Origin of the sequence: Nonomuraea sp. K271 (genome assembly GCF_009908215.1) — a bacterium.
GTDB classification, from domain to species: Bacteria; Actinomycetota; Actinomycetes; order Streptosporangiales; family Streptosporangiaceae; genus Nonomuraea; species Nonomuraea longispora.
The window spans coordinates 13821-34549 of record NZ_JAAAHR010000005.1 but is presented as its reverse complement, the minus strand read 5'-3'; the positions used below and the strand labels follow the sequence as shown (position 1 = coordinate 34549).

Sequence of the window (20729 nt, the reverse complement as noted above, 5' to 3'; positions counted from 1 at the left end):
CTCCTCGCCGCGCGCCGGCCTGTCAGGGGCGGCGGCGGACCTTCAGCACGTTGTCGGTGCGGGTGCCCGGCCGGCCCTCGTGGTCGTGGTGGCTGCGCTCGTACTCCTCGCTGCGGAGCACCTCCCACTCCCCCTCCGGCAGTTCGAGCGCGTCGAGCACCTCCTGTGTGGTCGGGAAGTGCACCTCGGGCATCGGGTCGTGCTCCCAGCTCGGCCAGCCGCCGTGCCCGAGGACGAGCAGCACTCCGCCGGGCGCGACGGCCGCCGCCGCGGAGCGCAGGATCTTCTCGCGCGGCAGTTCCCCCTTCGAGTGCAGGAACGAGGCCGAGACCAGGTCGTACCGCCCGTCGGGGAACGTTCTGCCCAGGTCGTGGCGCTGCCAGTCGATGCGGTCGGCCACCTCCGCGGCCTTGGCGTGCTCGGCCGCCCGGTCGAGCGCGACGCGGGAGATGTCGGAGGCCGTCACCCGCCAGCCCCGCTCCGCGAGCCAGATCGCGTCGGCGCCCTCGCCGCACCCGAGGTCGAGCGCCCGGCCCGGCTCCAGGTCCGCGGCCTCGCGCACGAGCATGACGTTGGGCTTCCCGCTCCAGATCTGCGGGCGCTCGCGGTAGAAGCCGTCCCAGAACTCCTCCGGGGGGATCTGGCCGGCCGCGTGCGCCCGGTGCACGGCGACGGCCTGGCGAGTTTCCCCGGCGATCAGGTCGGCGTTGATGGCCGCGCCCGCCCGGACGCCCGCCGCCGCCGAGCCGATGACCTGCTCGACCAGGTTCGTCACGTTCCCCGCCACCCACACGCCGGGCACGTTGGTCGCGCCTGTCGGGTCGGCGGGGACGTGGGTGCCGATCACGTGCCCGAGGGTCTCCTGCTCGGCCGTCTCCACCCCCAGCCCGGCGAGCACGCCGGAGCGGGCGATGAGCCGGGTGGAGACGGTGAGGGCCCGGCGCGGCACGACCGTGCCGCCGACCCGCACGCCGCTGAGCCGGCCCTCGGTCAGCTCCAGCCCGGTGATACGCCCTTCCACGACCGTGATGTCCCTGGCGACGAGCTGCTCGACGTCCTCCCCGCCGAACTCGGGCGCGGTGTGGCGGAAGAGCGTCACGTCCTCGCTCCACTGCCGCCACAGCAGCGCCTGGTGAACGGCGAGCGGGCCGGCGGCGATGACGCCGATCGCCTGGTCGCGCACCTCCCAGCCGTGGCAGTACGGGCAGTGCAGCACGTCACGGCCCCACAGCCCGGCCAGCCCGGGGATGTCGGGCAGCTCGTCGACCAGGCCGGTGGTCACCAGCAGCCGGGCGGCCTCCACCTGCGACCCGTCGGCGAGCCCGAGCCGGAAACCCTTGCCGACGCGCTCGGCGGTCTCGACGGTGCCGGTGACGATCTCGCCGCCGTACCCGGCCACCTCCTCGCGGCCGGCCGCGAGGAGCTCGTGCGGCGGCACGCCCTCGCGCCCCAGGTAGACGTGCACGCCGTCGGCGGGCGCGTTGCGCGGCCGGCCCTCGTCGATCACCAGCACCCTGCGGCGCGCCCTCGTCAGCGTGAGCGCGCCGCTCAGTCCGGCGGCGCCGCCTCCGATGACCACCACGTCATATCTCGTTTCCATTGCCGCTCCTCTTGTCCGTGTGGTGCGGCCACTGTCCGCGACGCGACCCCCACTTGACAAATTTCATTGCCGAAGTGGCAAAGTGGGACCATGGAACTCGATGAAGTGCTGCAGGCGGTGGGTCCGCGGCTGCGGGCGCTGCGGCAGGAGCGCGGCGTGACGCTGACGCAGTTGTCGACGAGCACGGGGGTCTCCGTCAGCACGCTCTCACGCCTGGAGGCCGGGCAGCGCAAGCCGACGCTGGAGCTGCTGCTCCTGCTGGCCAGAGCCCACCAGGTGCAGCTCGACGAGTTGATCGACGCGCCCGTCACCGGCGACCCCCGGGTGCACATGCGGCCGGTCAAACTCAAGGGGGGCAGGACGTACATCCCGCTGACCCGCCGGCCGGGCGGGTTGCAGGCGTTCAAGCAGATCTACCCGCCGCACTGGCCCGGCTGCGAGCTGGAGCAGCAGGTCCACGAGGGTTATGAGTGGCTGTACGTCCTGTCGGGGCGGCTGCGGCTGCTGCTCGGGCGGCACGACGTGATCCTCACCCCGGGCGAGGCGGCCGAGTTCGACACGCGGACGCCGCACGCCTTCGCCAACCCCACCGACGAGCCGGCCGAGGTGCTGGCCCTGTTCGGGCCGCAGGGCGAGCGCATGCACGTCAGGGCCAAGCCCGCCCCCGCATGAGGGCGGGCAGGTCCGCCCGCGGGGCGGAATGGCTCAGCGCAGGACGCGGATCCTGAAGGACGCGATGGTGCCGCGCGGTTCGGGGTTGAGATGGGTACGCTCGACGGCCGCGCGGAAACGGTGGCTGCCGGGGGCGGCGTCGCCGGCCGCGATCCGCAGGCTGAGCTCCACCGTCTGACCCGGGTAGATGGCGTCGACCATGCAGGTCACCTCGCCGTGCGACCCTTCGCAGTCCGATTCCGAGCCGGGCACCAGGCGGAACCCGCGCGGCAGCCGGACGGTGACGGGCACGCCCGCCGCGCCGCTCAGCCCGCGCATGGCGACCGTCAGGGTGGCCGTGGTGCTCTCCCCCTGCTCGATCGTCCCCTCCGCCACGTCGGCGCTGATCGACAGCTGGTCGTGGACGCCGTAGGGGTCGGCCGCCCGGACGACGGCGCCGTAGGAGTCGATGCCCATGGCCGTGGCGGTGGTGCTGCCGTTGTCGCCGTGGTGCGACCGGCCGGTCGACGTCACGCCGACCAGGCCGCTGCCCGGGGCGCGCAGCATCCACGGTCCGCCGTTGCCGCCGTCGGCCGACTCGCAGTTGTGGGTGGTCAGCCCGCCGAACCGTACGTCGTGGCGGCGCGGCTCGTAGGGGCGGGACGGCCGGGTGCGGCCCTGGCACCACCGCTGGTCCTTGCCCTGGTAGGCACGGTCCTTGTGCACGGCGGGGTAGCCGAGCGTGTTGACCCTGAAGCTGCCTCCCTGGTTGCGCAGCACGGTGTAGGCGCCCACCCGGTCCTGCAACGTCTGGTCGGTGTAGATGTTCTCCACCCTCACCAGCGCGACGTCGTACGGGGAGTTGGCGTCCCCGCTCTCGTGGCCGGTGTAGGCGCTCGGCTTCCACGCGCGCACCGCCCCCCAGCGGCTGTACGGCTCCCGCTCCCCGCCCCCGTCGTAGCCGGGCACGAACAGCAGGTGGCGGTGCCAGCCGTACCCGTGCGGATCACGGCGGTGCTCCCCTTCGTGATGGTCCTCGGGGGCGCCGTACACGCACTGCGCGGCGGTGGCGATCAGCGACTCGTCGCGCGAGCGCACCACGGCCGCCGTACAGGACCTGAGCTTGCCGTGGGCGTCGACGAAGAACAGCCGGCCGGTCGCGCGGGTGTGCGGGAGCCTGCCGTAGGGACGCCGGACCTTGGCGTAGCCGTTGCGGTCACCGCCGGGCGTCAGCCGCTGCGACGAGGGGACTCCGGTGACGCGCGCCGCCCCCTCGCCGTGGTGCGGATCCAGCTCGGTCTCCGGCAGGGACGCGCCGAGCGCGGCCGTCATGCGGGCGGGCGTCCAGAACTCGCTGGACGTGTGGGCGTCCATCTCCGGCGACCTGTCCGCGCCGTGCGGCCACCGCGGGCGTGTGTCCGCGGGCGCCCCCGCCACGGGCGAGACGGCCCGCCCGGCCCCCGACGCGGCGGCCACCGGCACCGTGAGGCCGGTCAAGGCCAGGGCGGCGGCCGCCGTGATCGGGATGGTCCGTGTTCTCATCTGTCCCCCTGAACAGGCGATGACTGAAAATGATGGGGAAACTGTAAGTCATCGCCCTGACACCCTCCGCGCATGCTGCAGAGGGCGCGCGACACCCGCGCCGGTTACGGGGGTTGCGCGGTGCCTGGCGTGTCGGCGCCCGAGTGCATCAGAAGCCCTCAGCCCCTTCCTGGGCTCATGAGCGGCGGCGGCGCCGGCGTTCGTCGATCAGCGACCAGGCGTCCTCCCATGCGCGATACCTGCCCCGGTCCACCAGCCACCGGAAGGCCGCCAGCGCGATCAGCACGGCGGCCACCGCGCCCAGCATGACGAGCAGCACCGTCACCACGCCCGTGATGCGGACCTCCAGCGCGCTCGGCGGCGGGAGTGCCGGCCGGCCGGTCTCGTCGACCCAGATGCGGACCGTGGTGCCCGCCTTGGCGAGGGCGGGAGCGCGTACCTGGCCGGTGCGTTCCTGCCCTGAGGGCAACGTCCACCGTGCCTCGACCGGACCGCCCCTGGACAGCGAGCCGAACGACGTCGGGCTGACGGGCACGTCCGCCAGCAGCGTCGCGTCCACCTGCAGCCGCCCACCGGCGCCCGCGCTCGCGGCGCTCTGGTACGCCTGCCGCCCGGCCGCCACCGCCGGCCACGCGCTGAGGAGCACCAGCAGCACGGCCACCAGCAGCGCGAGACTTTCCAGGCGGTCGGATCGGCGTCGCAGCGGATTGCGGTCGAACCGGTATCTCCGCACTTGTCGCATCACCGAGTCGCGCATCACGAACACCCCCTGACGGCTCTCTCCGGGTGGCGCCATCATGTCCGGCAGAGGCTTTTGGGTCCCTCATAGGTCCCTGCCCGCCCGGGGCCCGCCATACCAGGATATTTCCAGGTGAAGCCCCCTTCGGGGGCTGCGTCTGGGGGCACTTCTGCTCGTTCTGCCAACTCCCGGGGAACCGCCGGCCGGACCGGGAACGTCCTCCAAGCACAGGGGGCCGCCTGTTGCGTCATTTCTCTGCGGAAGAGGAGACACATGGACGGGGTTTCCTACACGGTCGCCATCTCGCTCATCGCGCTCATCGCGCTCATCGCACTCGCCGCGACGCGCACCCAACTGGCGTGGTCCGCCGCGCGATCGCGTTCGACGGCCGTCACAGGCCCGCGGCTCGACCTCTACGAGGCCGCCTATCTCGCGGGCGGGCCGCGGCGGGCGATCAACACAGCGCTGGTGTCGCTGGCCGCCCAGGGCGGGGTACGGGTGTCCAGCGAGGGAGTCGTCACGCCGGTGCGGGGCTTCCGGCCGGACAAGCGGGTACGGGTCGAGCGAGCGGTCCACGGGCAGGTCAAGGGCAGCGTGGGCGGGTCGACCGCCGCCGAGGTACGCCACGGCGTCGGCGACGCGGAAGCGCTGCGATCGTTGGCCACGTCCCTCGTGCGCCGGGGCTATCTGATGCCGCGGCCGACAGGGTGAGGGCGCGGCGGCGTACCAGCCTGCTGGCCGTGCTCGCCGCCCTGGCGACGGTCGGGGCCGCCGTGGGCGCGGCCGTGCACAGCCCCGACGGCGCGATCGCGATCGCCGCCGTGGCGGCCGTGGCCGCGTACGTCTGCTTCTACCTGCTCCGCCAACGGCTGACCGACCCGCTCACCATGGCCGGGCGGGCGGCGCTGGAGCGGGTGGACACCAGAATCCTCGCGACAGGCGAGTGGCGGGGTTCGGAGGACATCAGCGGGGTGGCGTTGCACGGGTTGACGAAGCTGCCCGACCGGCGGCTCGCCGACACGCTGCGCCGCGACACCCGGGCCAGAACCCGATCGCACGCCGCGTGCTGCGCCCCTGGACGCTGCGGATCGTACGGAAGCATGAGCACTCCGGTGCTCCACGGCAGCGGCTCCAGCGGGGCGAGCTGCGGCGGCTTCTCCGGCTTCGGCGCTCCGTTCAGCTCCGGCGGCTCGCACTCGGGCGGCGGTCACGGCGGAAGCGACTTCGGCGGCGGCGACAGCGAAGGTGGCGGCGGAGGCTGCGGCGGGGGCTGCGGCGGAGGCGGCTGCGGCGGTACGTGACAGCGGCCTGCCTCGCCGCCAGCCACGGTGGCCGCTCCAGTGGCCGCGGGGCGCTACAAAGGCCCCCGCCCGCCTCCGGCGCCGGGGCGGGCCGTCGCGTACGGATGGCGGGGAACGCGGCAAGTCATGAAGCGGGCCTTGCGCTACGCGGACGATACGCCGCATATCGTGGCCCTGGGTGACAGCTGACGACCAAGGTGGTGACTGCGATGCCGGAGGCGAGCATCGACGTGGCGGCGCTGAAGCGGCGCATGGGACGGGTAGGCGTCTGGAACGCCACGCTGACCTCGGAGTCGGCCCCGGTGGAACGCGACGCGGCGGCCGAGATCGAGAGCCTGGGTTTCGGGACGTTGTGGTTCGGTGAGACCCCGGCGGGCAAGGAGTCGCTGGTCCATGCCGCGTTGCTGCTCGACGCCACCCAGAGCATGATGATCGCCACCGGGATCGCCAGCATCTGGGGCCGCGACGCCACCGCCGCCGCGACCGGCTCGAACGCGCTCGCCGAGGCGTACGGCGGACGGTTCGTGCTCGGGCTCGGCGTGAGCCACGCGCCCGCCGTGGAGATGCGCGGCCATGACTACAGCAGGCCGGTGTCGGCGATGCGCGACTATCTCGACGCCATGGACGCGACCCAGTACAGCGCCCCGCTGCCCGCGCCGCCGCCGCGCCTGCTGGCGGCGCTGCGCCCCCGGATGCTGGAACTGGCCGCCCAGCGCACGCAGGGGGCGCACCCCTACTTCGTGCCCGTGGAGCACACCGCGCGGGCCCGCGCCGTCCTCGGCCCCGACCCCGTGCTGGCGCCGGAGCAGACGGTCGTGCTCGACACCGATCCGGAGCGGGCGCGGCAGATCGCCCGCCGTTTCATGTCGATCTACCTCGGCCTGCCGAACTACGTGAACAACCTGCTCGACCTGGGCTGGAGCGAGGACGACGTCACGGGCGGCGGCAGCGACGCGCTGGTCGACGCCATCGTCGCGTGGGGCGACCCGGAAACGATCATCGAGAGGGTACGCGACCACCTCGAGGCGGGCGCCGACCACGTCTGCGTCCAGCCGCTCGCCGCCACCCCCGACGACCTGCTGGAGCACCTGCGCTTCCTGGTCGGCGCCGGTCTGGCCTCGATCTGACCGGGCCGGACGACGGTCGCGTCCGTACGCGGCACCGGCTCGACCTGCCCGGCCGGGGACCGTGCCGTGCCCGGCCGTGGACCGCGTCGCCGTGGACCGCGGCGCCGGGCCCGGCCGTTGAGCCGGGTCCGGCGACGCGATGGGCTCAGCTTCCGCGAAGTCCGAGTGTGACGGCCGCGCTCGCCAGGGCGGCGATGTGCTCGTCGACCGAGCCCAGCCCCGCTTTCATGGTGTTGACGGCCAGGTGCGTGGCTCCGGCCTCCCGCCACCTGCCGGCCAGCGCGCCCAGCTCGTCGGCGTCGCCCGTCCAGCTGACCCGGCCCTCCATGCCGAGGCCGGCGGGGTCGCGCCCCGCCTGCGTGGCCGCCTCCTCGACGATGGCTCTCGCCTCGTCCAGCTTCGGGCCGGGAGACATCTGCGGGAACCACCCGTCGGCCAGCCGGCCGGCGCGGCGGTAGGCCGGGGGCGACTGCGCGCCGAACCAGAGGGGGATCGGCCTGCTCACCGGCAGCGGCGCCAGGCCCGCCCCGGTCACCCGGTCGAAGGCGCCCTCGAACGTGACCGACCCCTCCGTCCACAACCGGCGCATCAGCGCGACCTGCTCCTCCATGCGCCTGCCCCGGGTGGTGAAGTCCTGGCCGAGGGCTTCGTACTCGACCTGGTTCCAGCCCAGCCCCACGCCCAGCCGGAAACGGCCGGCGGTGAGCAGGTCGACCTCGGCCGCCTGCTTGGCCGCCAGGACCGTCTGCCGCTGGGGCAGGATGATGATGCCGGAGACCAGTTCGAGCGTGGTCAGCGCGGCGAGATAACCGAACAGCACCATGGGCTCGTGGAACGTGCTCCGCAGGTCGTAGGGCCCCTGCCAGCCCTGGTGCACAGCGGGGTCGGCGCCGACCACGTGATCGTAGGCCATCACGTGCCTGAATCCGAGCTCCTCCACTGCCTGCCCGTAGGCGCGCACCGCGCCCACGTCCCCGCTCATCTCGTTCTGCGGAAAGACGACACCGATTCGCATGCATGGCTCCTGTTCGACATCAAAGGGTGCCATCGCGCGGGGGCGGCGCCGGCGGCCGCCCCCGGGGAGCGGTCACTTCAGCGCGTACGCCCGCTTGATGGTCTGCGTGACCGTGGCCCCCGCCTTGTTCGAGGCGGTGACCCGCAGGGAAACGTACCCGCTGGTGGCTCGGAGCGGCGGATGCATCACCAGGGCCTGGTAACGGTCCTGGCCGCGTTTCCCGGTGAGGGCCGGCAGCCAGGTGGCGCCGTCGTCGACGGAGTACTCGGCCGTGAGCCGCTTGACCGCGTGCTTCCTCGGGATCGAGTCGTGCGGGCCCGCCGCGATCTCGAAGGTGAAGGGCAGCCCGGCCCGTGCCCGGTTCAGCAGGTCGAGCGGGAGGTCGTAGCCGAGCAGGATCGCCGGCTGGACCGCGCACGACGGCCCGTACGAGCAGGCCGTCCCGCGCGGCGTGCCGGACGGCGGCGACGAGGCGAACGACCACGTGGTGCTCACCTCTGGCGACAGGGTGCGCTTGGTGGTGTCGACGCTCTCCAGCCGGTACGTCGCGCTCCCCTCCGGGACGGCGAAGGACCGGGGCGCACGGCCCTGCACCGGGATCTCCTGCTCGCCCGCGAACAACCGCGGCGCGGACTTGACCTCGGCCACGCCGGGGCTGGTGAAGTGGCGCGGATCGGAGTCGGACCACCGGTCGAGCGGCACGAACCGGTCACCGTCGCGGCACATCACGCACGGCAGGCCGGCCGGGTGGTCCTTCGGCTGCTCGGCCGCGCCGGGCGTCAGGGGGGCCTTGAACCAGTGCTCGCCCCGACGCTTGTCGTGCCGGGTGAAGCGGTCACTGGCGTGCAGCCTCAGGCTCTGGTTGGAGATCTCGCGGGTCCAGGTGACCTTGTCGTCCACCGGGCCGAAGTACTCGGTGCGGGCCAGCGGCATGGTGACCGGCTGGCCGTACCCGATCTCGCCGAGCCCCTCGTCCGTGACGGACTTGCCGTACTCGCGGCCGGGGGTTCCCGGCTGGTCGGCGTGGTACTGGGCGTCGATCCGCACGAGGTCGCGCGTGTCCGCCTTGTGGGGCTTGGCGGGGATCCGGCCGCGCTCGTCGTAACGCAGGCGGTACACCGCTCCCCCGTCGTCCGGTTCCAGGCGCACGGAGACGGGCCGCGCGTCCACGGCGGCGCGCAGCGCGCGGCCCTGTTCGGCGCTGAGCCCCAGGCCGAGGAACTGCTCGGTGGAGTACGGAGTCCTTGCCCTGCCGCCGTCGACGTCGAGGTACCCGGCGAACCCGGCGGCGCCGCGCTCGGCGGCGAGCTTGGCGGCCTGGTTCATCGCGCCGGCCGCGGTGCGGTACGGCATGGAGCCGTCGCCGAGCGGCACCCCGGCCAGGACGAGCTTGCCCGCCACGTCGACGCCCTCGAAGTCGGCCTCCCGGCCCTGCCCCACGGACACGACGCGGAGGGTGCGGTCCTCGGTCAGGGCGGCGTGCATGTCGGTGACTTCGTAGACGGGGTCGAGCCGGAGCCGCCCCGCGGTCGCGGAGGCCAGCGCGGCGGGGTCGAGCCGCCACCCGTGGGACAGCCGCATCTCGCCGGCCGCGACCTTGCGGACCGGGGTGACGTAGTGGTCCTGGCCCGTGGCGCCGCCGGCGTACACGGAGACGGGGTTGCCGCGGTCGGTGAACGTGCGGATGTACCAGAGTCTCCCGTCGCCCTCCGTCTTCTCCTTGGTGACCGGTTCGACCGGCACGGTGTCGCGGGCGTCCAGGGTGAGGGTCCTGTCGCCGTCGAGCGTGACGGTCCCGATGACCATGCTGGAGCGGTTGGCGGTGAACGCGTCGTTGATCACCGTGACGACCTCGTACTCGCCCGCGGGCAGCGGCACCTGCCGGTGGCCCTGGGCGTCGGTGCGGGCGGTGTAGTAGCCGGCCGGGTAGAACGGGTCCTCGGCGCTGACCTTCCGCTTCATCGGGATGAAGTAGACGGTCGGCTCGGTGCCGGCGACACCGCTGCCGAACTCCTTGACGCCGTAGGAGTTGATCAGCGAGACGGTCAGCCGGTGCGTGGGCAGGCCGGTGTAGTAGCTGAACGGCGTGACAAGCTCGGCGCCGCCGCCGCTCGCGGTGATCCAGCCGCCGTACGCGCCGGCCTCCCCCTTGGCCGGGTCGACGGTGACGTCGACGGTGGCCGAGCCGTTCGCGGGCACGGTGACGGTCCCGGCACCGAGGCGCACCGCCCCTTCGGGCGCGGGGCTGCCGCTCCAGCCGCGCGTCACGGGCTCGACGGTCAGCGTGATGTCCTCGCTCCCGGTGTTGCGGTACGTGACCTGCCGCGTCGCGGGCTCGCCGGAGAGCACGCGGAAGTCGACGGCCCAGGTCGCGAACACCTGCCGGCTGACCGCGCGGGCCACGTCGACCCGGCCGCTGCCCTGCTCGTACCAGTTGTGGCCGTCGTCGCGCACGGCGGTGGAGGTCAGCGCGTCGCGCAGTTCGGCGGCGCTCCAGCCGGGGTGCTGCTGCGCCAGGATCGCCGCGGCGCCGGCCACGTGCGGGGTGGCCATGGAGGTGCCGGAGCCGGCGGTGTAGCGCTCGTTGCCCGGGTGCGGCTTCCCGGAGGAGGTGGAGGAGCGTGCGGCCACGATGCCGTCGCCGGGGGCGACGACGTTCGGCTTGACGGCCGCATCGTACAGCCGCGGCCCCTTGCTGGTGAAGCCGCTCAGCGACGTGCCGGTGTCCTTGTCCACCGAGCCAACGGCGACGGCAAGGTCCGCGGCGGCGGGGGTGTCGACCGTGAGCGTCTCCCCGGCGTTGCCCGCGGCGGCGACGAACAACGTGCCGTGCGCCCTGGTCAGCTCGTCGACGGCCTGGCTCATCGGGTCGGTGCCGTCGCCGCAGCAGCTGCCCAGGCTCAGGTTGACCACGTCGGCGCCCTGCCGGGCGGCCCACTCCATGCCGGCGATGGCCCACGACCAGTCGCCCCTGCCGTTGTCGCCGAGCACCTTGCCGATCAGCAGGGAGGCGCCGGGCGCGACACCCTTGTACGTCCCGCCCGACGCATTGCCCGAGCCCGCGATGATGGAGGCGACGTGAGTGCCGTGGCCCTTCTTGTCGGTGATGTCCGAGGACGTGGTGAAGTTCTCGCTGGCGGTGATCTTGCCGGCGAGGTCCGGGTGCTCGGCGTCGATGCCCGTGTCGAGCACGGCGACCTTGGCGCCGGTGCCGTCGAGGCCCTTCTCCCAGCCGGCGGGCGCGCCGATGAGCGGCACGCTCTTGTCGAGCGACGCGGTGACCTGCCGGTCGAGCCAGATCTTGGCGATGCCGCCCGCCGACCTTTCCAGCGCGGGCCGCTCGCCGCGGAAACCGTTCCAGAACCGTGCCGCGTCGGACGGCCGCACGGTGAGCGCGGCCCCGTCGATGCTGGGCAGCGGGCGCACGTCCGTGGCCCCGGCCAGGGCCACCGCGGCCGGTGACAGCGCGGACGCGGCGGGCTCACCCCGGTAGGTGACCAGCAGCGGGATGCGGTCGGCACGGCCCTCGCGCGCCAGCGTGACGACGTCGAACAGCGTCTCGTCCAGGGTTCCCGCGGAGACCAGCGGCGCGGCGTCGGACGGCAGGACCAGCCAGCCGCCGTTCCTGGCCGGCAGGGTCGCGAAGGTGACCTGCGCGCCGTCGGGGCGGGCGGCCTCCTCGATGTAGATCTTGGGGACGCCGTCCTTGACCGGCGTGTACGTGACGACGTCACCGGTGATCAGCGTGATGGTGACGGGTGCGGCGGAGCTCGTGGCGGTGCCGGTGCTCGTGGCAGTGCTGGTGGCAGTGCTCGTGACAGTGCTGGTGGCAGTGCTGGTGGTAGGGGCCTGGCCGGAGGCGCCGGCGTGCCCGGGGCTCGCGGCGAGGGCGAGGACGAGTGCGGCGCCGGCTAAGAGCGCCGGGAATCTCAGGTGCTGGTGGTGCAAGGGGTTCTCTCTTCAGCTACCGGTGGGAACGCTCCCACGCCAGAAGATCGGGTTCGCCTCTCTTGTACCAGCACCATCAGCGCCTTCTGCCGGCGCGAGCCAATTTTGGGTATACCGAATCGCCCGGATCAGCCCCGCCCGTACCGGTCCTCGGCCCGCCAGAAGTACCAGCCTCCGATCACGAGCGCCAGCACCGCCCAGACCGCGCAGGCCACCGGCGCCGTCGGCGGCGGCGTGTGCTCCGCCATGAGGATGTCCCGCATCCACTCGATGTAGGAGGCCGCCGGGTTCAGGTACATCGCGGTCGCCACCCACTCGGGCAGCCCCGCGGTGCCGACCACCTTGTCGTGGATGGCGAAGAACACCCCGGACGCGTACAACCACGTGCGCATGATGAACGGCAGCAGCTGGTTGAGGTCGCGCAGCCAGGCGCCCAGCCGGGCCAGGATCAGCCCGGCCCCGACGTTGAAGACGCTCTGCAACGCCAGCACGACCGGGATCATCAGCCAGTACCACGTCAGCGGCTCGCCGGTGGCGACCACGATGAGCAGCAGCACGCCCATGGAGAAGGCCAGCTGCTGCAGCTCCTGGATCGTGTACGCCAGCGGCAGCGCGGCCCGGGGGAAGTGCAGGGCGCGGATCAGCGACAGGTTGCCGGAGATCGACTTGGCGCCCGCGGTGGCGGTCCGCTGTGTGTACGTGAAGACGAACATGCCGGTCAGCAGGAAGATCGGATAATTGTCGATGCCCCGGCCCGCGCCCAGGATGAGCCCGAACATCACGTAATAGATCGCGGCGTTGAGCAGCGGGGTGATGACCTGCCAGAGTTGCCCCAGCGCCGAGCCGGAGTATTTCGAGACGTTCCTGGAGGTGGCGTAGGTGAGGATGAAGTGCCGCCGCTGCCACAGCAGGCGCAGGTAGACGGGGAACGGAGGCCGCGCCACGGCGGGACGCAAACCGTGCCTCCTGGCGAGCGCCTCCAGCGACTCCGGCGGGCCGTTCTCCGCGTGGCTCATGGCTCCCTCGTTGACCGATGTGCGTTCACCACTGACCATCCCCCGAAGTACGGCACGCCGGTCCAGCTTTCCGGCGGAGGGTCGGTCAGGCGTTGCTCCAGGGGCGCAGCGTCTCGTCGAGCGCGTCGCGCATGGCGTCGGCGAGGGAGCCCTCGCCGGTCAGCGCCCACAGGATGAGCACGCCGTTGTAGGTCACCTGCACCGCGCGGGCCAGCCTGGCGACGTCCGTCCCGCCCGTGAGCTCTCCCGCCGCCACCGCCTCGGCCAGCAGCGCGGCCATCTCCTCCCGCGTGCGGCGGGCGTGCTCGGCGGCGTGCCCGCGGAAGTCGGGATCGGTCAGGTCGAGTTGCAGGAAGCCGAGGCTGTTGGCCAGCTCCGGCGGCGTGGCCACGGTTTCCGCCAGGGCGGCCACGGCGGCCCGCAGCGCCTCCAGCGGCGACGCGTGCTCCTGCCGGGCGCGCTCGAACGGCCGCGCCGCGTTCTGCGCCGCCTGCCCGGCGAGCGCGAGCAGCAGGCCGCGCTTGGAGCCGAACCGCTGCACCAGCGTGGCCGGGGACAGGCCGGCCTCGTGAGCGACCGCGGCAAGGGTGAGGCTCTGCGGCCCGTGGCGGCCGATCGCGCGCGCGGTGGCCCACAGGATCGCCTCGTCGCTGGTCGTACGCGGCCTGCCCATGACGCCTCCGCTGGTCAATGAACGGCCATTCAGATTACTCGGTGAGGTGGGTCATGTGGGGCAGGATCGCCATGCCGAGCCCCCGCGCGGCCAGCCGGCCGAGCATGAGCGGCTCGCCGGCCTCGAACGCCACGTTCGGGGCGAATCCCGCCCGCGCGCAGGTCTCCTCCAGCACCGCCCGCGGCCCGGTGCCCGGAGGCAGGCTGATCAGCGGCCGTCCGTCCAGAGGACGAGCAGGCCGCCGAGCACACCGTCGAGCACACCGTCGAGCAACAGGGTCGCTCTCCACGAGCGAGACTCCACCGACGGGTACCGGATCGTCTGGCGTCTCCAGCTACGACGTGACGCTGACGCCCGTCACCGCGAAGCGCTCGACCGTCGCCACGTGACCCCCCGTGGAGGCCACGACGGTGAGCGTCCCGCCCGGCGTGGCCGTGAAGTCGACCGTGGCCGACCAGGGAGCCTTCTCGCCGCCCGCGGGCACGCAGCACCGCTCGCCCAGCGGGGCGTCCGTCCCGGGGCGGCGCACGTGGACGGTGATGCTCTCGTCCACGCCCGAGATGCGCCCGCCCACGGTGAGCGGCGAGCTCACGGCCGCGCCGTACGCGGGTCGCGTCAGCGTGAACGAGGTGTCGTCCGTGCCGACGACCTCCCACGGGGCGTCCTCGCCCGAGCCGTATCTCACGAGGTGCACGACGGCGGCGACCGCCGGCCTGTCGCCCTCCTTGCTGCGGTAGCCGACGTGCACGCGCGCGTGCGCGCCCTCCTCGGAGATCTTGACGGCCCGGTCGATCTCGGTGAAGCCGAGGTAGCCGCGGGTGAAGGCGAGCGCGGTGCGGGCGGCGTCGAGGTGCCAGGTCCGGCCGCCGTCCTCTCCGTGGGCGCGCCGCCATCCCTCCGCCTCCTCCTGGGTGGAGAACGGCCACAGCGGTTGGTAGCGGCCCGCGACGAGGGACTCGCCCGGCGCGGGCGTGCCGGGGCCCGGGGTCGAGGCGGACGGGCTGGGCGGACCGGTGGGCCCCGCGGACGTCGAAGGTGGCGTCGAGGGCTGCCCGGTGGCCCTCGTCTCCGGGCCGGCCCCGCCGCCGCAGCCGGCGACGGCGAGTCCGAGCGCCGCCAGGAGGGGCGTCAGCACGCGGATCACCTTCATGCGGACCTCCTGCGACAGCGCTCACGGTGGCGAACCCAAGGTACCCCGGACGGCTTCTGACCGGGCGAAATCCGTGTGGACGCCCTCGCGGTGAGTCCGTACGGGGACCTCGTGCGGGGCAGGACGAAGCCGGGACGTACCGTCAGGGCTGGCCGGGCCGTACGCGGGTAGGCGTCCTGATATGTCCACCTTCGACCTGAGCAAACTCCGCGCGGTGGTCTTCGACACGGACGGCGTGGTCACCGACACGGCCCGGGTGCACGCGGCCGCGTGGAAGCACGTGTTCGACGCCTTCCTGCGGGGCCGGGGCGCGGAGCCGTTCGACATCCGCGCCGACTACCTGGCGTACGTGGACGGGCGGCCGCGGCTCGACGGGGTGCGTACGTTCCTCGCCTCGCGCGGCGTCACGCTGCCTGAGGGCGGCCCGGACGACGAGCCGGGGGCGCCGACCGTCCACGGGATGGGGCTGGCCAAGGACGCGCTGTTCGTGGAGCAGACCGACAAGCACGGCGTGGCCGCGTTCCCCTCGACCGTCGCGCTGCTGCACGAGTTGCGGCGGCGCGGGGCCCGTACCGCGGTGGTGTCGGCGAGCAGGCACTGCCGCGCGGTCGTGGCGTCCGCGGGGCTGCTGCACCTGTTCGACGCGCTGGTCGACGGCAACGACTTGGCCGAGCTGGGGTTGCCGGGCAAGCCGGATCCCGCGATGTTCCTGGAGGCGGCCCGCCGCCTGCGGGTGCCCCCGGCCGAGGTGGCGGTCGTGGAGGACGCGCTGCCTGGGGTCGAGGCCGGCCGCAAGGGCGGGTTCGGGCGGATCGTCGCCGTGGACAGGAGCGGCTCGCAGGAGGCGGCCATGCGCGCGGCCGGAGCCGACGTGGTGGTGGCCGACCTGGCCGACGCGAGCGTGTCGGGACGGGTGCCGGTGGGACGGCGATGAACGCCTGGACGCTCGTCTACGAGGGTTTCGATCCCGCCGGCGAGGGGCTGCGCGAGGCACTGTGCACGCTCGGCAACGGCCGGTTCGCGACGCGGGGCGCCACTCCCGACGGGCGGCCGCGCACGCCGGGCACGTACCTGGCGGGCTGTTACGACCGGCTCGACTCGGTCGTGGCCGGCCGTACGGTGACCAACGAGGACATCGTCAACCTGCCCGACTGGCTGCCGCTGACGTTCGCCACGCCGGAGTCCGGCTGGTTCCGGCCGGAGGAGGCCGAGCTGCTGCTCTACCGGCACGAGCTGGATCTGCGGCACGGCGTGCTGACGCGGGAGCTGCGCTGGCGCGACGGCGCGGGCAGGGTGACGTACGTACGCCAGCGCCGTCTGGTGTCCATGGCCGACCCCACGCTGGCCGCGCTGGAGACCACGTTCACCGCGGAGAACTGGTCGGGGCCGATGCGGGTGCGCTGCACGCTGGACGGGCGGGTGACCAACTCCGGTGTGGCCCGCTACCGCGACCTGCGCGGCGACCATCTCACCGGGCACGAGACCGGCGCGGACGACGGCCTGGCCTGGCTGACCGTGACCACGCGCAACTCGCGCGTCATGGTGACGCTGGCCGCGCGGACCGACGGCGACGGGCAGGCCGCGCGGCCAGCGTTGTGCGGCGACCACATCACCTCCGACCACGTGCTCGACCTGGCCGAGGGCGAGCCGGCCCGGCTCACGAAGACCGTGGCTCTGACCAGCTCGCGCGATCCCGCCATCCATGACCCCCGCTCCTCGGCCCTGCGTCAGGTGCGCCGCGCGCCGCGCTTCGACGAGCTGCTCGACCGCCACGTGGCGGCGTGGGAGTGCCTGTGGCGGCGGGCCCGGCTCGACGCGGGCGGCGCCGAGCTCTCGCGGCTCGTCCACGTGCACATCTTCCATCTGTTGCAGACGCTCTCCCCGCACACCGCCGACCTCGACGCCGGGGTGCCCGCCCGGGGGCTGCACGGTGAGGCGTACCGGGGGCACGTGTTCTGGGACGAGCTGTTCGTGGAGCCGTGGCTGAACCTGCGCTTCCCCGAGATCTCGATCGGCCTGCTGCGCTACCGCTGGCGGCGTCTGCCCGAGGCCAGGGACGCCGCCGCCGAGGCCGGGTACGAGGGCGCGATGTTCCCGTGGCAGAGCGGCAGCGACGGGCGCGAGGAGACGCAGACGCTGCATCTCAATCCCGCCTCCGGCCGCTGGCTGCCGGACAACTCCCATCGCCAGCGGCACGTCGGCCTGGCCATCGCCTACAACGTGTGGCACCACTACCTGGCCACCGGCTCGATGCCGCCGTGGTGCGCCGAGCTGCTGCTCGACATCGCCAGGTTCTTCGGCTCGCTGGCCGAGCCGCGCGACGGCCGCTACGAGATCCGCGGCGTCATGGGCCCCGACGAGTATCACGACGCCTACCCGGACGCGGACGAGCCCGGGCTGGCGAACAACGCCTACACCAACATCATGACCGTGTGGCTGATGGAGCGCGCCCGCGAGACCGCCGTGCTGGCGCCGCACCTGGCGCCGCCGGCCGCCGAGCTGGCCCACTGGGCCGACGTCGGCCGCCGCATGCGGGTCGACTTCCACGACGGCGTCATCAGCCAGTTCACGGGGTACGGGGAGCTGCGGGAGCTCGACTGGGACCGCTACGGCGGCGTGCGCCGGCTGGACCGGGCGCTGGAGGCCGACGGCGACGACGTCAACCGTTACCAGGCCTCCAAGCAGGCCGACACGCTCATGCTCTGCTACCTGCTGAGCGACGAGGAGCTGACCGGCATCCTGGAACGGCTCGGCTACGCGCCCGACCCGGACCTGATCGAGAGGACGATCTCCTACTACCTGCGGCGCACCAGCCACGGCTCCACGCTCAGCGCCGTCGTGCACGCCTGGATCCTGGCCCGCCGCAACCCTGAGCAGTCCTGGGAGTTCTTCATCGAGGCCCTCACGGGCGACATCGAGGACGTGCAGGGAGGCACGACGGCGGAGGGCATCCACCTGGGCGCCATGGGCGGCACGCTGGACCTGCTGCAGAGCTGCTACCTGGGCCTGGAGCTGGAACGGGGCGGGCGGCTGCGCCTGGACCCGCAGGTGCCCGACCGGCTCGGCCTGGTGTGCATGCCGCTGCGTTACCACGGGCGCCAGATCTTCGTCGACGCCGACCATCGCGAGGCGCGCATCAACGGCACCGCGCGCCGCACCTATGGGCGAGGAGAAGTGATCATGACAGGCACCGGCGATTTCGGGCGGCGCATCATTCATCACCGCGAACGTCTCGGCCTGACCCGTGAACAGGTCGCCGACAAGGCAGACATGTCGCCCGGGTACATGGAATATCTGGAAGAGCACGCCGACACGCCGGACACCGGCGCCATCTACCGCCTGGCGGACGCCCTGCAGACCACGGTCGAGGAGCTGCTCGGCGGCGGCCAGGACCGTCCGCCCGGCCACGGTCTTGCCATGGCCCATCCCACCCTGGAAGCGCTGGACCGGGAGGAGTGCCTGCGGCTGATCGAGTCCGGCGGAATCGGGCGGGTGGCGTTCAACGGCTCGCACGGGCCGACGGTGCTGCCCGTCAACTACAAGCTGCACGACGGCGACATCGTCTTCCGCACCGCGACCGGCGGCGCCATGGACCAGGACCTGCGCAGCGGCGTGGAGGGGGTCGACATCGTGATCGCGTTCGAGATCGACCGGATCGACGAGGTCAACCGCGAAGGCTGGAGCGTCCTGGTGCAGGGTCCCGCCCACCACGTGCCGGCGGAGGGGGTGGCCGACGCGGCGGGCTCAGGCGTCATCCCGTGGGCGGGCGGCGAGCGGCACCTCTACGTCCGCATCACGCCGCGGCAGATCACGGGCCGCCGCATCCACGGCGTGTAGACCGCGTGAACCGTGGCATCACGCGTGCCCGGCCACCTTGACGATCGGGGGGCTGGGACGACGGGCGCCAGGGGGCGCGCACCACGGCGACCGGGCAGTGGGCCCGCTGGAGCACGCCGTGACTCACCGTGCCGAGCACCGTCGCGGTGAGCCTGCTCAGCCCGCGCGACCCGACCACCGCCAGGTCGGCCCCGCTGGAGGCGCGTACCAGCGCGGTGACCGGGTGCCGGTCGACGAAGGAGTCCTCGATCGGCACGTCCGGGTACATCTCCCGCCACGGCGCCATCGCCGCCTCCAGTTGCCGGCCGAAATTGGCTCCCGGCAGCGGCCCGTATCCCACGGGATGAGGCGACAACACGGGCACCTGCCGGCCGTACACCACCCGGACCCGGGCGCCGCGCGCGTCCGCCTGCTCCAGCCCGTACGCCAGGGCCGCCTCGGCGTCGGCGGATCCGTCGTATCCCACCACGATCTCGCCGCGCGCAGGGCCGGGCGGCTCGTGCACGATCACCACCGGGCAGCGTACGTGACCGGCCAGCGCGAAACCGGTGGAGCCCAGCATCAGCCCGGCGACCGCGCTGCGTCCCCTGCTGCCCAGCACCAGACTGTCGGCGTCGGCGCCCTCGGTGCGCAGCCGTTCGACCACCGCGCCGGTGACGAGCACGGCCGTCGTCTCCACCTCGGGTGCGACGGTGCGTACCCGCTCGACGGCGTCCGACAGCAGCGCCTCGTTGCGTTCGCTGAGCGTCAGGCGCGTGCCCGCCAGCGGCCGTTCGGGCTGCCACGGCTCGCGTACATGCACGATCCGCAGCGGCCGACCGCGCCGCGCGGCGTCGTCCGCGGCCCACGCCAGCGCGGTCCAGGCCCGGTCCGCCCCGTCGATCCCGACCACGATCGCTCCGCTCATCGCGGCCCTCCCGTCTCGCCTGCCTCTGTTCCGCACAGCTACCCCGGAGCGGGAGGTCATCCACCTCAGCGGCTTTCCACGGCCGGGCCAGGCCGAGCGGGGCCGAGCGGGGCAGGGGCGTCAGCGGCAGCCGGTCGCGCCGAACACCAGGAAGTTGGTCGACTCGCGCTCGTCGAAGTTGTCGTCGGAGGCGACCACGAGCGTGCACTCGCCGCCGGCCAGGCGCGGCCCCCAGGCCAGGCCCTCCCAGTTCTGCACCGGAGGCCGGAAGGCGCCCAGGTCGAAGACCAGGCGCTTGGTCACCGCGCGGTACGGGCCCCCGCTCGCCAGCGCGGCCGTGCCGAGCACGTTGGTGGCGCCGCGCAGGTCGATCTCGTAGATCTTGGCGCGGTAGCCGGTCCCCTCGACCCAGGAGCGCTCCAGTGTCAGGAAGCGGGACCCGTCGATGGGCAGCAGCTCCGACACGCCGGTGTCCGACTGCCCGGACGCGGGGACGGGCGCGGCGGGCAGCGGGTCGAGCGGGTAGGCGTACTGGCCGCGCAGGACGCCCTGGCGGTTCCAGACGGTCAGCCGCGCGGGCGCGCCGCGCTCGGCCGTCGGCGGCTGACCGTCCTCGTAGCGCGGGCCCTCGGTCACGGCGGTGATCGTACGCCTGGAGACGGCCAGGCCTTCGAAGCCGGAGTTGCGCCGGGGCCCCCGGTCGGCCGTGGTGAGCCGCAGGTTGGCCGGCAACGGCAGGACGTTCGTGTGGCGGCCGCGGAGGTCCATCGAGCGCACCGCCGGGGGTGAAAGCGGAATATCGGGATTGCGGGTGTCGGGGCGGTCCCCTTCGTCGCCCCAGAGCAGCCGCCGGTTCCACCGGTCGTACCTGATGGACTCCGGGTCGGCCGACCCCGGCCTGCCGTAGGCGGGGTACGGTGACCCGTCGGCCCGCAACATCGTCGTCACCCCCGTCAGGCGCACACCGTGAAAGGCGCCCGACCGGCGGTCGATGTCGAGCCGCCCGGTGTAGTAGCGGGCGGGGTTGTAGCGCCACCGGTCGTCGGAGACGAAATACCACGTGTCGGTGCGGGGGTCGCGGTCGAGGCCGGACAGACCGCCCACGGTGGTCCCCGCGAACTGCACCAGGTGCGGCACCCGCTGCTCGCCCAGGAAACGTGTGATCCGGACCTCCGCCGGCGCGCTCCGGGCGGCCGCGGGTGGCGCGGCGCTGACCACCATCG

Annotated in this window: 17 protein-coding genes; 6 read left to right on the top strand and 11 right to left on the bottom strand. The window is 73.2% G+C overall.

What is annotated here, in order from left to right; all coding sequences use genetic code 11:
- Positions 1–22 precede the first annotated feature (22 nt).
- The gene (locus GUY59_RS02815; RefSeq protein ID WP_138198745.1) at positions 23–1600 is read right to left on the bottom strand and encodes an FAD-dependent oxidoreductase; all 1578 of its coding nucleotides are present in this window, start codon (positions 1598–1600) and stop codon (positions 23–25) included.
- 90 nt (positions 1601–1690) lie between these two features.
- On the opposite strand from GUY59_RS02815, the gene GUY59_RS02810 reads away from it, so the two are divergent.
- A complete protein-coding gene (locus tag GUY59_RS02810; RefSeq protein ID WP_138198744.1) occupies positions 1691–2272 on the top strand; it encodes a helix-turn-helix domain-containing protein in 582 nt (193 codons plus the stop codon).
- Between the two features lie 33 nt (positions 2273–2305).
- On the opposite strand, the gene GUY59_RS02805 is transcribed toward GUY59_RS02810, so the two are convergent.
- Both GUY59_RS02805 and GUY59_RS02800 read right to left on the bottom strand, forming a co-directional pair.
- A complete protein-coding gene (locus GUY59_RS02805) occupies positions 2306–3793 on the bottom strand; it encodes a DUF11 domain-containing protein (protein ID WP_138198743.1) in 1488 nt (495 codons plus the stop codon).
- A gap of 175 nt (positions 3794–3968) precedes the next feature.
- Positions 3969–4550: an Rv1733c family protein gene (locus tag GUY59_RS02800; RefSeq protein ID WP_138198742.1), complete on the bottom strand. Its 582-nt coding sequence runs from the start codon at positions 4548–4550 to the stop codon at positions 3969–3971.
- Positions 4551–4805: 255 nt separating this feature from the next.
- Here GUY59_RS02800 and GUY59_RS02795 point away from each other — a divergent pair, with 255 nt between their 5' ends.
- From GUY59_RS02795 to GUY59_RS02785, 3 genes are all read left to right on the top strand, one after another.
- On the top strand, positions 4806–5243 hold the full coding sequence (locus GUY59_RS02795; protein ID WP_138198741.1) for a TIGR04222 domain-containing membrane protein: 438 nt from the start codon (positions 4806–4808) through the stop codon (positions 5241–5243).
- A 29-nt stretch (positions 5244–5272) separates the two neighbouring features.
- Positions 5273–5833: a hypothetical protein gene (locus GUY59_RS02790; RefSeq protein ID WP_161714351.1), complete on the top strand. Its 561-nt coding sequence runs from the start codon at positions 5273–5275 to the stop codon at positions 5831–5833.
- A 209-nt stretch (positions 5834–6042) separates the two neighbouring features.
- Entirely contained in the window at positions 6043–6960 is a 918-nt protein-coding gene (locus GUY59_RS02785; RefSeq protein ID WP_138198739.1) for a TIGR03620 family F420-dependent LLM class oxidoreductase, read from the top strand.
- A gap of 145 nt (positions 6961–7105) precedes the next feature.
- On the opposite strand, the gene GUY59_RS02780 is transcribed toward GUY59_RS02785, so the two are convergent.
- The 6 genes from GUY59_RS02780 to GUY59_RS02755 all read right to left on the bottom strand — a co-directional run bounded on the left by GUY59_RS02780 (position 7106) and on the right by GUY59_RS02755 (position 14762).
- Positions 7106–7975, bottom strand: a complete 870-nt coding sequence (locus tag GUY59_RS02780; protein ID WP_138198738.1) for an LLM class F420-dependent oxidoreductase — start codon at positions 7973–7975, stop codon at positions 7106–7108.
- Positions 7976–8047: 72 nt separating this feature from the next.
- Positions 8048–11923 carry a S8 family serine peptidase gene (locus GUY59_RS02775; RefSeq protein ID WP_138198737.1) on the bottom strand — a complete coding sequence of 1292 codons (3876 nt, stop codon included), beginning with the start codon at positions 11921–11923 and terminating at the stop codon, positions 8048–8050.
- A gap of 128 nt (positions 11924–12051) precedes the next feature.
- A complete protein-coding gene (locus GUY59_RS02770) occupies positions 12052–12939 on the bottom strand; it encodes an ABC transporter permease (RefSeq protein ID WP_138198736.1) in 888 nt (295 codons plus the stop codon).
- 85 nt (positions 12940–13024) lie between these two features.
- Positions 13025–13612, bottom strand: coding sequence for a TetR/AcrR family transcriptional regulator (locus GUY59_RS02765; protein WP_138198735.1), 588 nt, complete (start codon positions 13610–13612; stop codon positions 13025–13027).
- Positions 13613–13646: 34 nt separating this feature from the next.
- On the bottom strand, positions 13647–13814 hold the full coding sequence (locus tag GUY59_RS48220) for a LysR substrate-binding domain-containing protein (RefSeq protein ID WP_236666780.1): 168 nt from the start codon (positions 13812–13814) through the stop codon (positions 13647–13649).
- A gap of 132 nt (positions 13815–13946) precedes the next feature.
- The gene (locus tag GUY59_RS02755) at positions 13947–14762 is read right to left on the bottom strand and encodes a hypothetical protein (RefSeq protein WP_138198733.1); all 816 of its coding nucleotides are present in this window, start codon (positions 14760–14762) and stop codon (positions 13947–13949) included.
- A 181-nt stretch (positions 14763–14943) separates the two neighbouring features.
- Here GUY59_RS02755 and GUY59_RS02750 point away from each other — a divergent pair, with 181 nt between their 5' ends.
- Positions 14944–15696: an HAD family hydrolase gene (locus GUY59_RS02750; RefSeq protein WP_138198732.1), complete on the top strand. Its 753-nt coding sequence runs from the start codon at positions 14944–14946 to the stop codon at positions 15694–15696.
- Positions 15693–18599 carry a pyridoxamine 5'-phosphate oxidase family protein gene (locus tag GUY59_RS02745; protein ID WP_138198731.1) on the top strand — a complete coding sequence of 969 codons (2907 nt, stop codon included), beginning with the start codon at positions 15693–15695 and terminating at the stop codon, positions 18597–18599. Before GUY59_RS02750 ends, GUY59_RS02745 begins: the two co-directional genes overlap by 4 nt.
- On the opposite strand, the gene GUY59_RS02740 is transcribed toward GUY59_RS02745, so the two are convergent.
- Together GUY59_RS02740 and GUY59_RS02735 are read right to left on the bottom strand one after the other, a co-directional pair.
- Complete coding sequence (locus tag GUY59_RS02740; RefSeq protein ID WP_138198730.1) at positions 18571–19506, bottom strand: universal stress protein; 936 nt, start codon at positions 19504–19506, stop codon at positions 18571–18573. The genes GUY59_RS02745 and GUY59_RS02740 overlap by 29 nt on opposite strands.
- A gap of 120 nt (positions 19507–19626) precedes the next feature.
- On the bottom strand, positions 19627–20727 hold the full coding sequence (locus GUY59_RS02735; protein ID WP_138198729.1) for an esterase-like activity of phytase family protein: 1101 nt from the start codon (positions 20725–20727) through the stop codon (positions 19627–19629).
- Positions 20728–20729 lie beyond the last annotated feature (2 nt).

Excerpts from the sequence above, each read along its gene's own strand:
- GUY59_RS02815 (WP_138198745.1), bottom strand. The coding sequence starts at position 1,600 with ATGGAAACGAGATATGACGTGGTGGTCATCGGAGGCGGCGCCGCCGGA.
- GUY59_RS02810 (WP_138198744.1), top strand. The coding sequence starts at position 1,691 with ATGGAACTCGATGAAGTGCTGCAGGCGGTGGGTCCGCGGCTGCGGGCG.
- GUY59_RS02805 (WP_138198743.1), bottom strand. The coding sequence starts at position 3,793 with ATGAGAACACGGACCATCCCGATCACGGCGGCCGCCGCCCTGGCCTTG.
- GUY59_RS02800 (WP_138198742.1), bottom strand. The coding sequence starts at position 4,550 with ATGCGCGACTCGGTGATGCGACAAGTGCGGAGATACCGGTTCGACCGC.
- GUY59_RS02795 (WP_138198741.1), top strand. The coding sequence starts at position 4,806 with ATGGACGGGGTTTCCTACACGGTCGCCATCTCGCTCATCGCGCTCATC.
- GUY59_RS02785 (WP_138198739.1), top strand. The coding sequence starts at position 6,043 with ATGCCGGAGGCGAGCATCGACGTGGCGGCGCTGAAGCGGCGCATGGGA.
- GUY59_RS02780 (WP_138198738.1), bottom strand. The coding sequence starts at position 7,975 with ATGCGAATCGGTGTCGTCTTTCCGCAGAACGAGATGAGCGGGGACGTG.
- GUY59_RS02770 (WP_138198736.1), bottom strand. The coding sequence starts at position 12,939 with ATGAGCCACGCGGAGAACGGCCCGCCGGAGTCGCTGGAGGCGCTCGCC.
- GUY59_RS02765 (WP_138198735.1), bottom strand. The coding sequence starts at position 13,612 with ATGGGCAGGCCGCGTACGACCAGCGACGAGGCGATCCTGTGGGCCACC.
- GUY59_RS02755 (WP_138198733.1), bottom strand. The coding sequence starts at position 14,762 with ATGAAGGTGATCCGCGTGCTGACGCCCCTCCTGGCGGCGCTCGGACTC.
- GUY59_RS02750 (WP_138198732.1), top strand. The coding sequence starts at position 14,944 with ATGTCCACCTTCGACCTGAGCAAACTCCGCGCGGTGGTCTTCGACACG.
- GUY59_RS02745 (WP_138198731.1), top strand. The coding sequence starts at position 15,693 with ATGAACGCCTGGACGCTCGTCTACGAGGGTTTCGATCCCGCCGGCGAG.
- GUY59_RS02740 (WP_138198730.1), bottom strand. The coding sequence starts at position 19,506 with ATGAGCGGAGCGATCGTGGTCGGGATCGACGGGGCGGACCGGGCCTGG.
- GUY59_RS02735 (WP_138198729.1), bottom strand. The coding sequence starts at position 20,727 with ATGGTGGTCAGCGCCGCGCCACCCGCGGCCGCCCGGAGCGCGCCGGCG.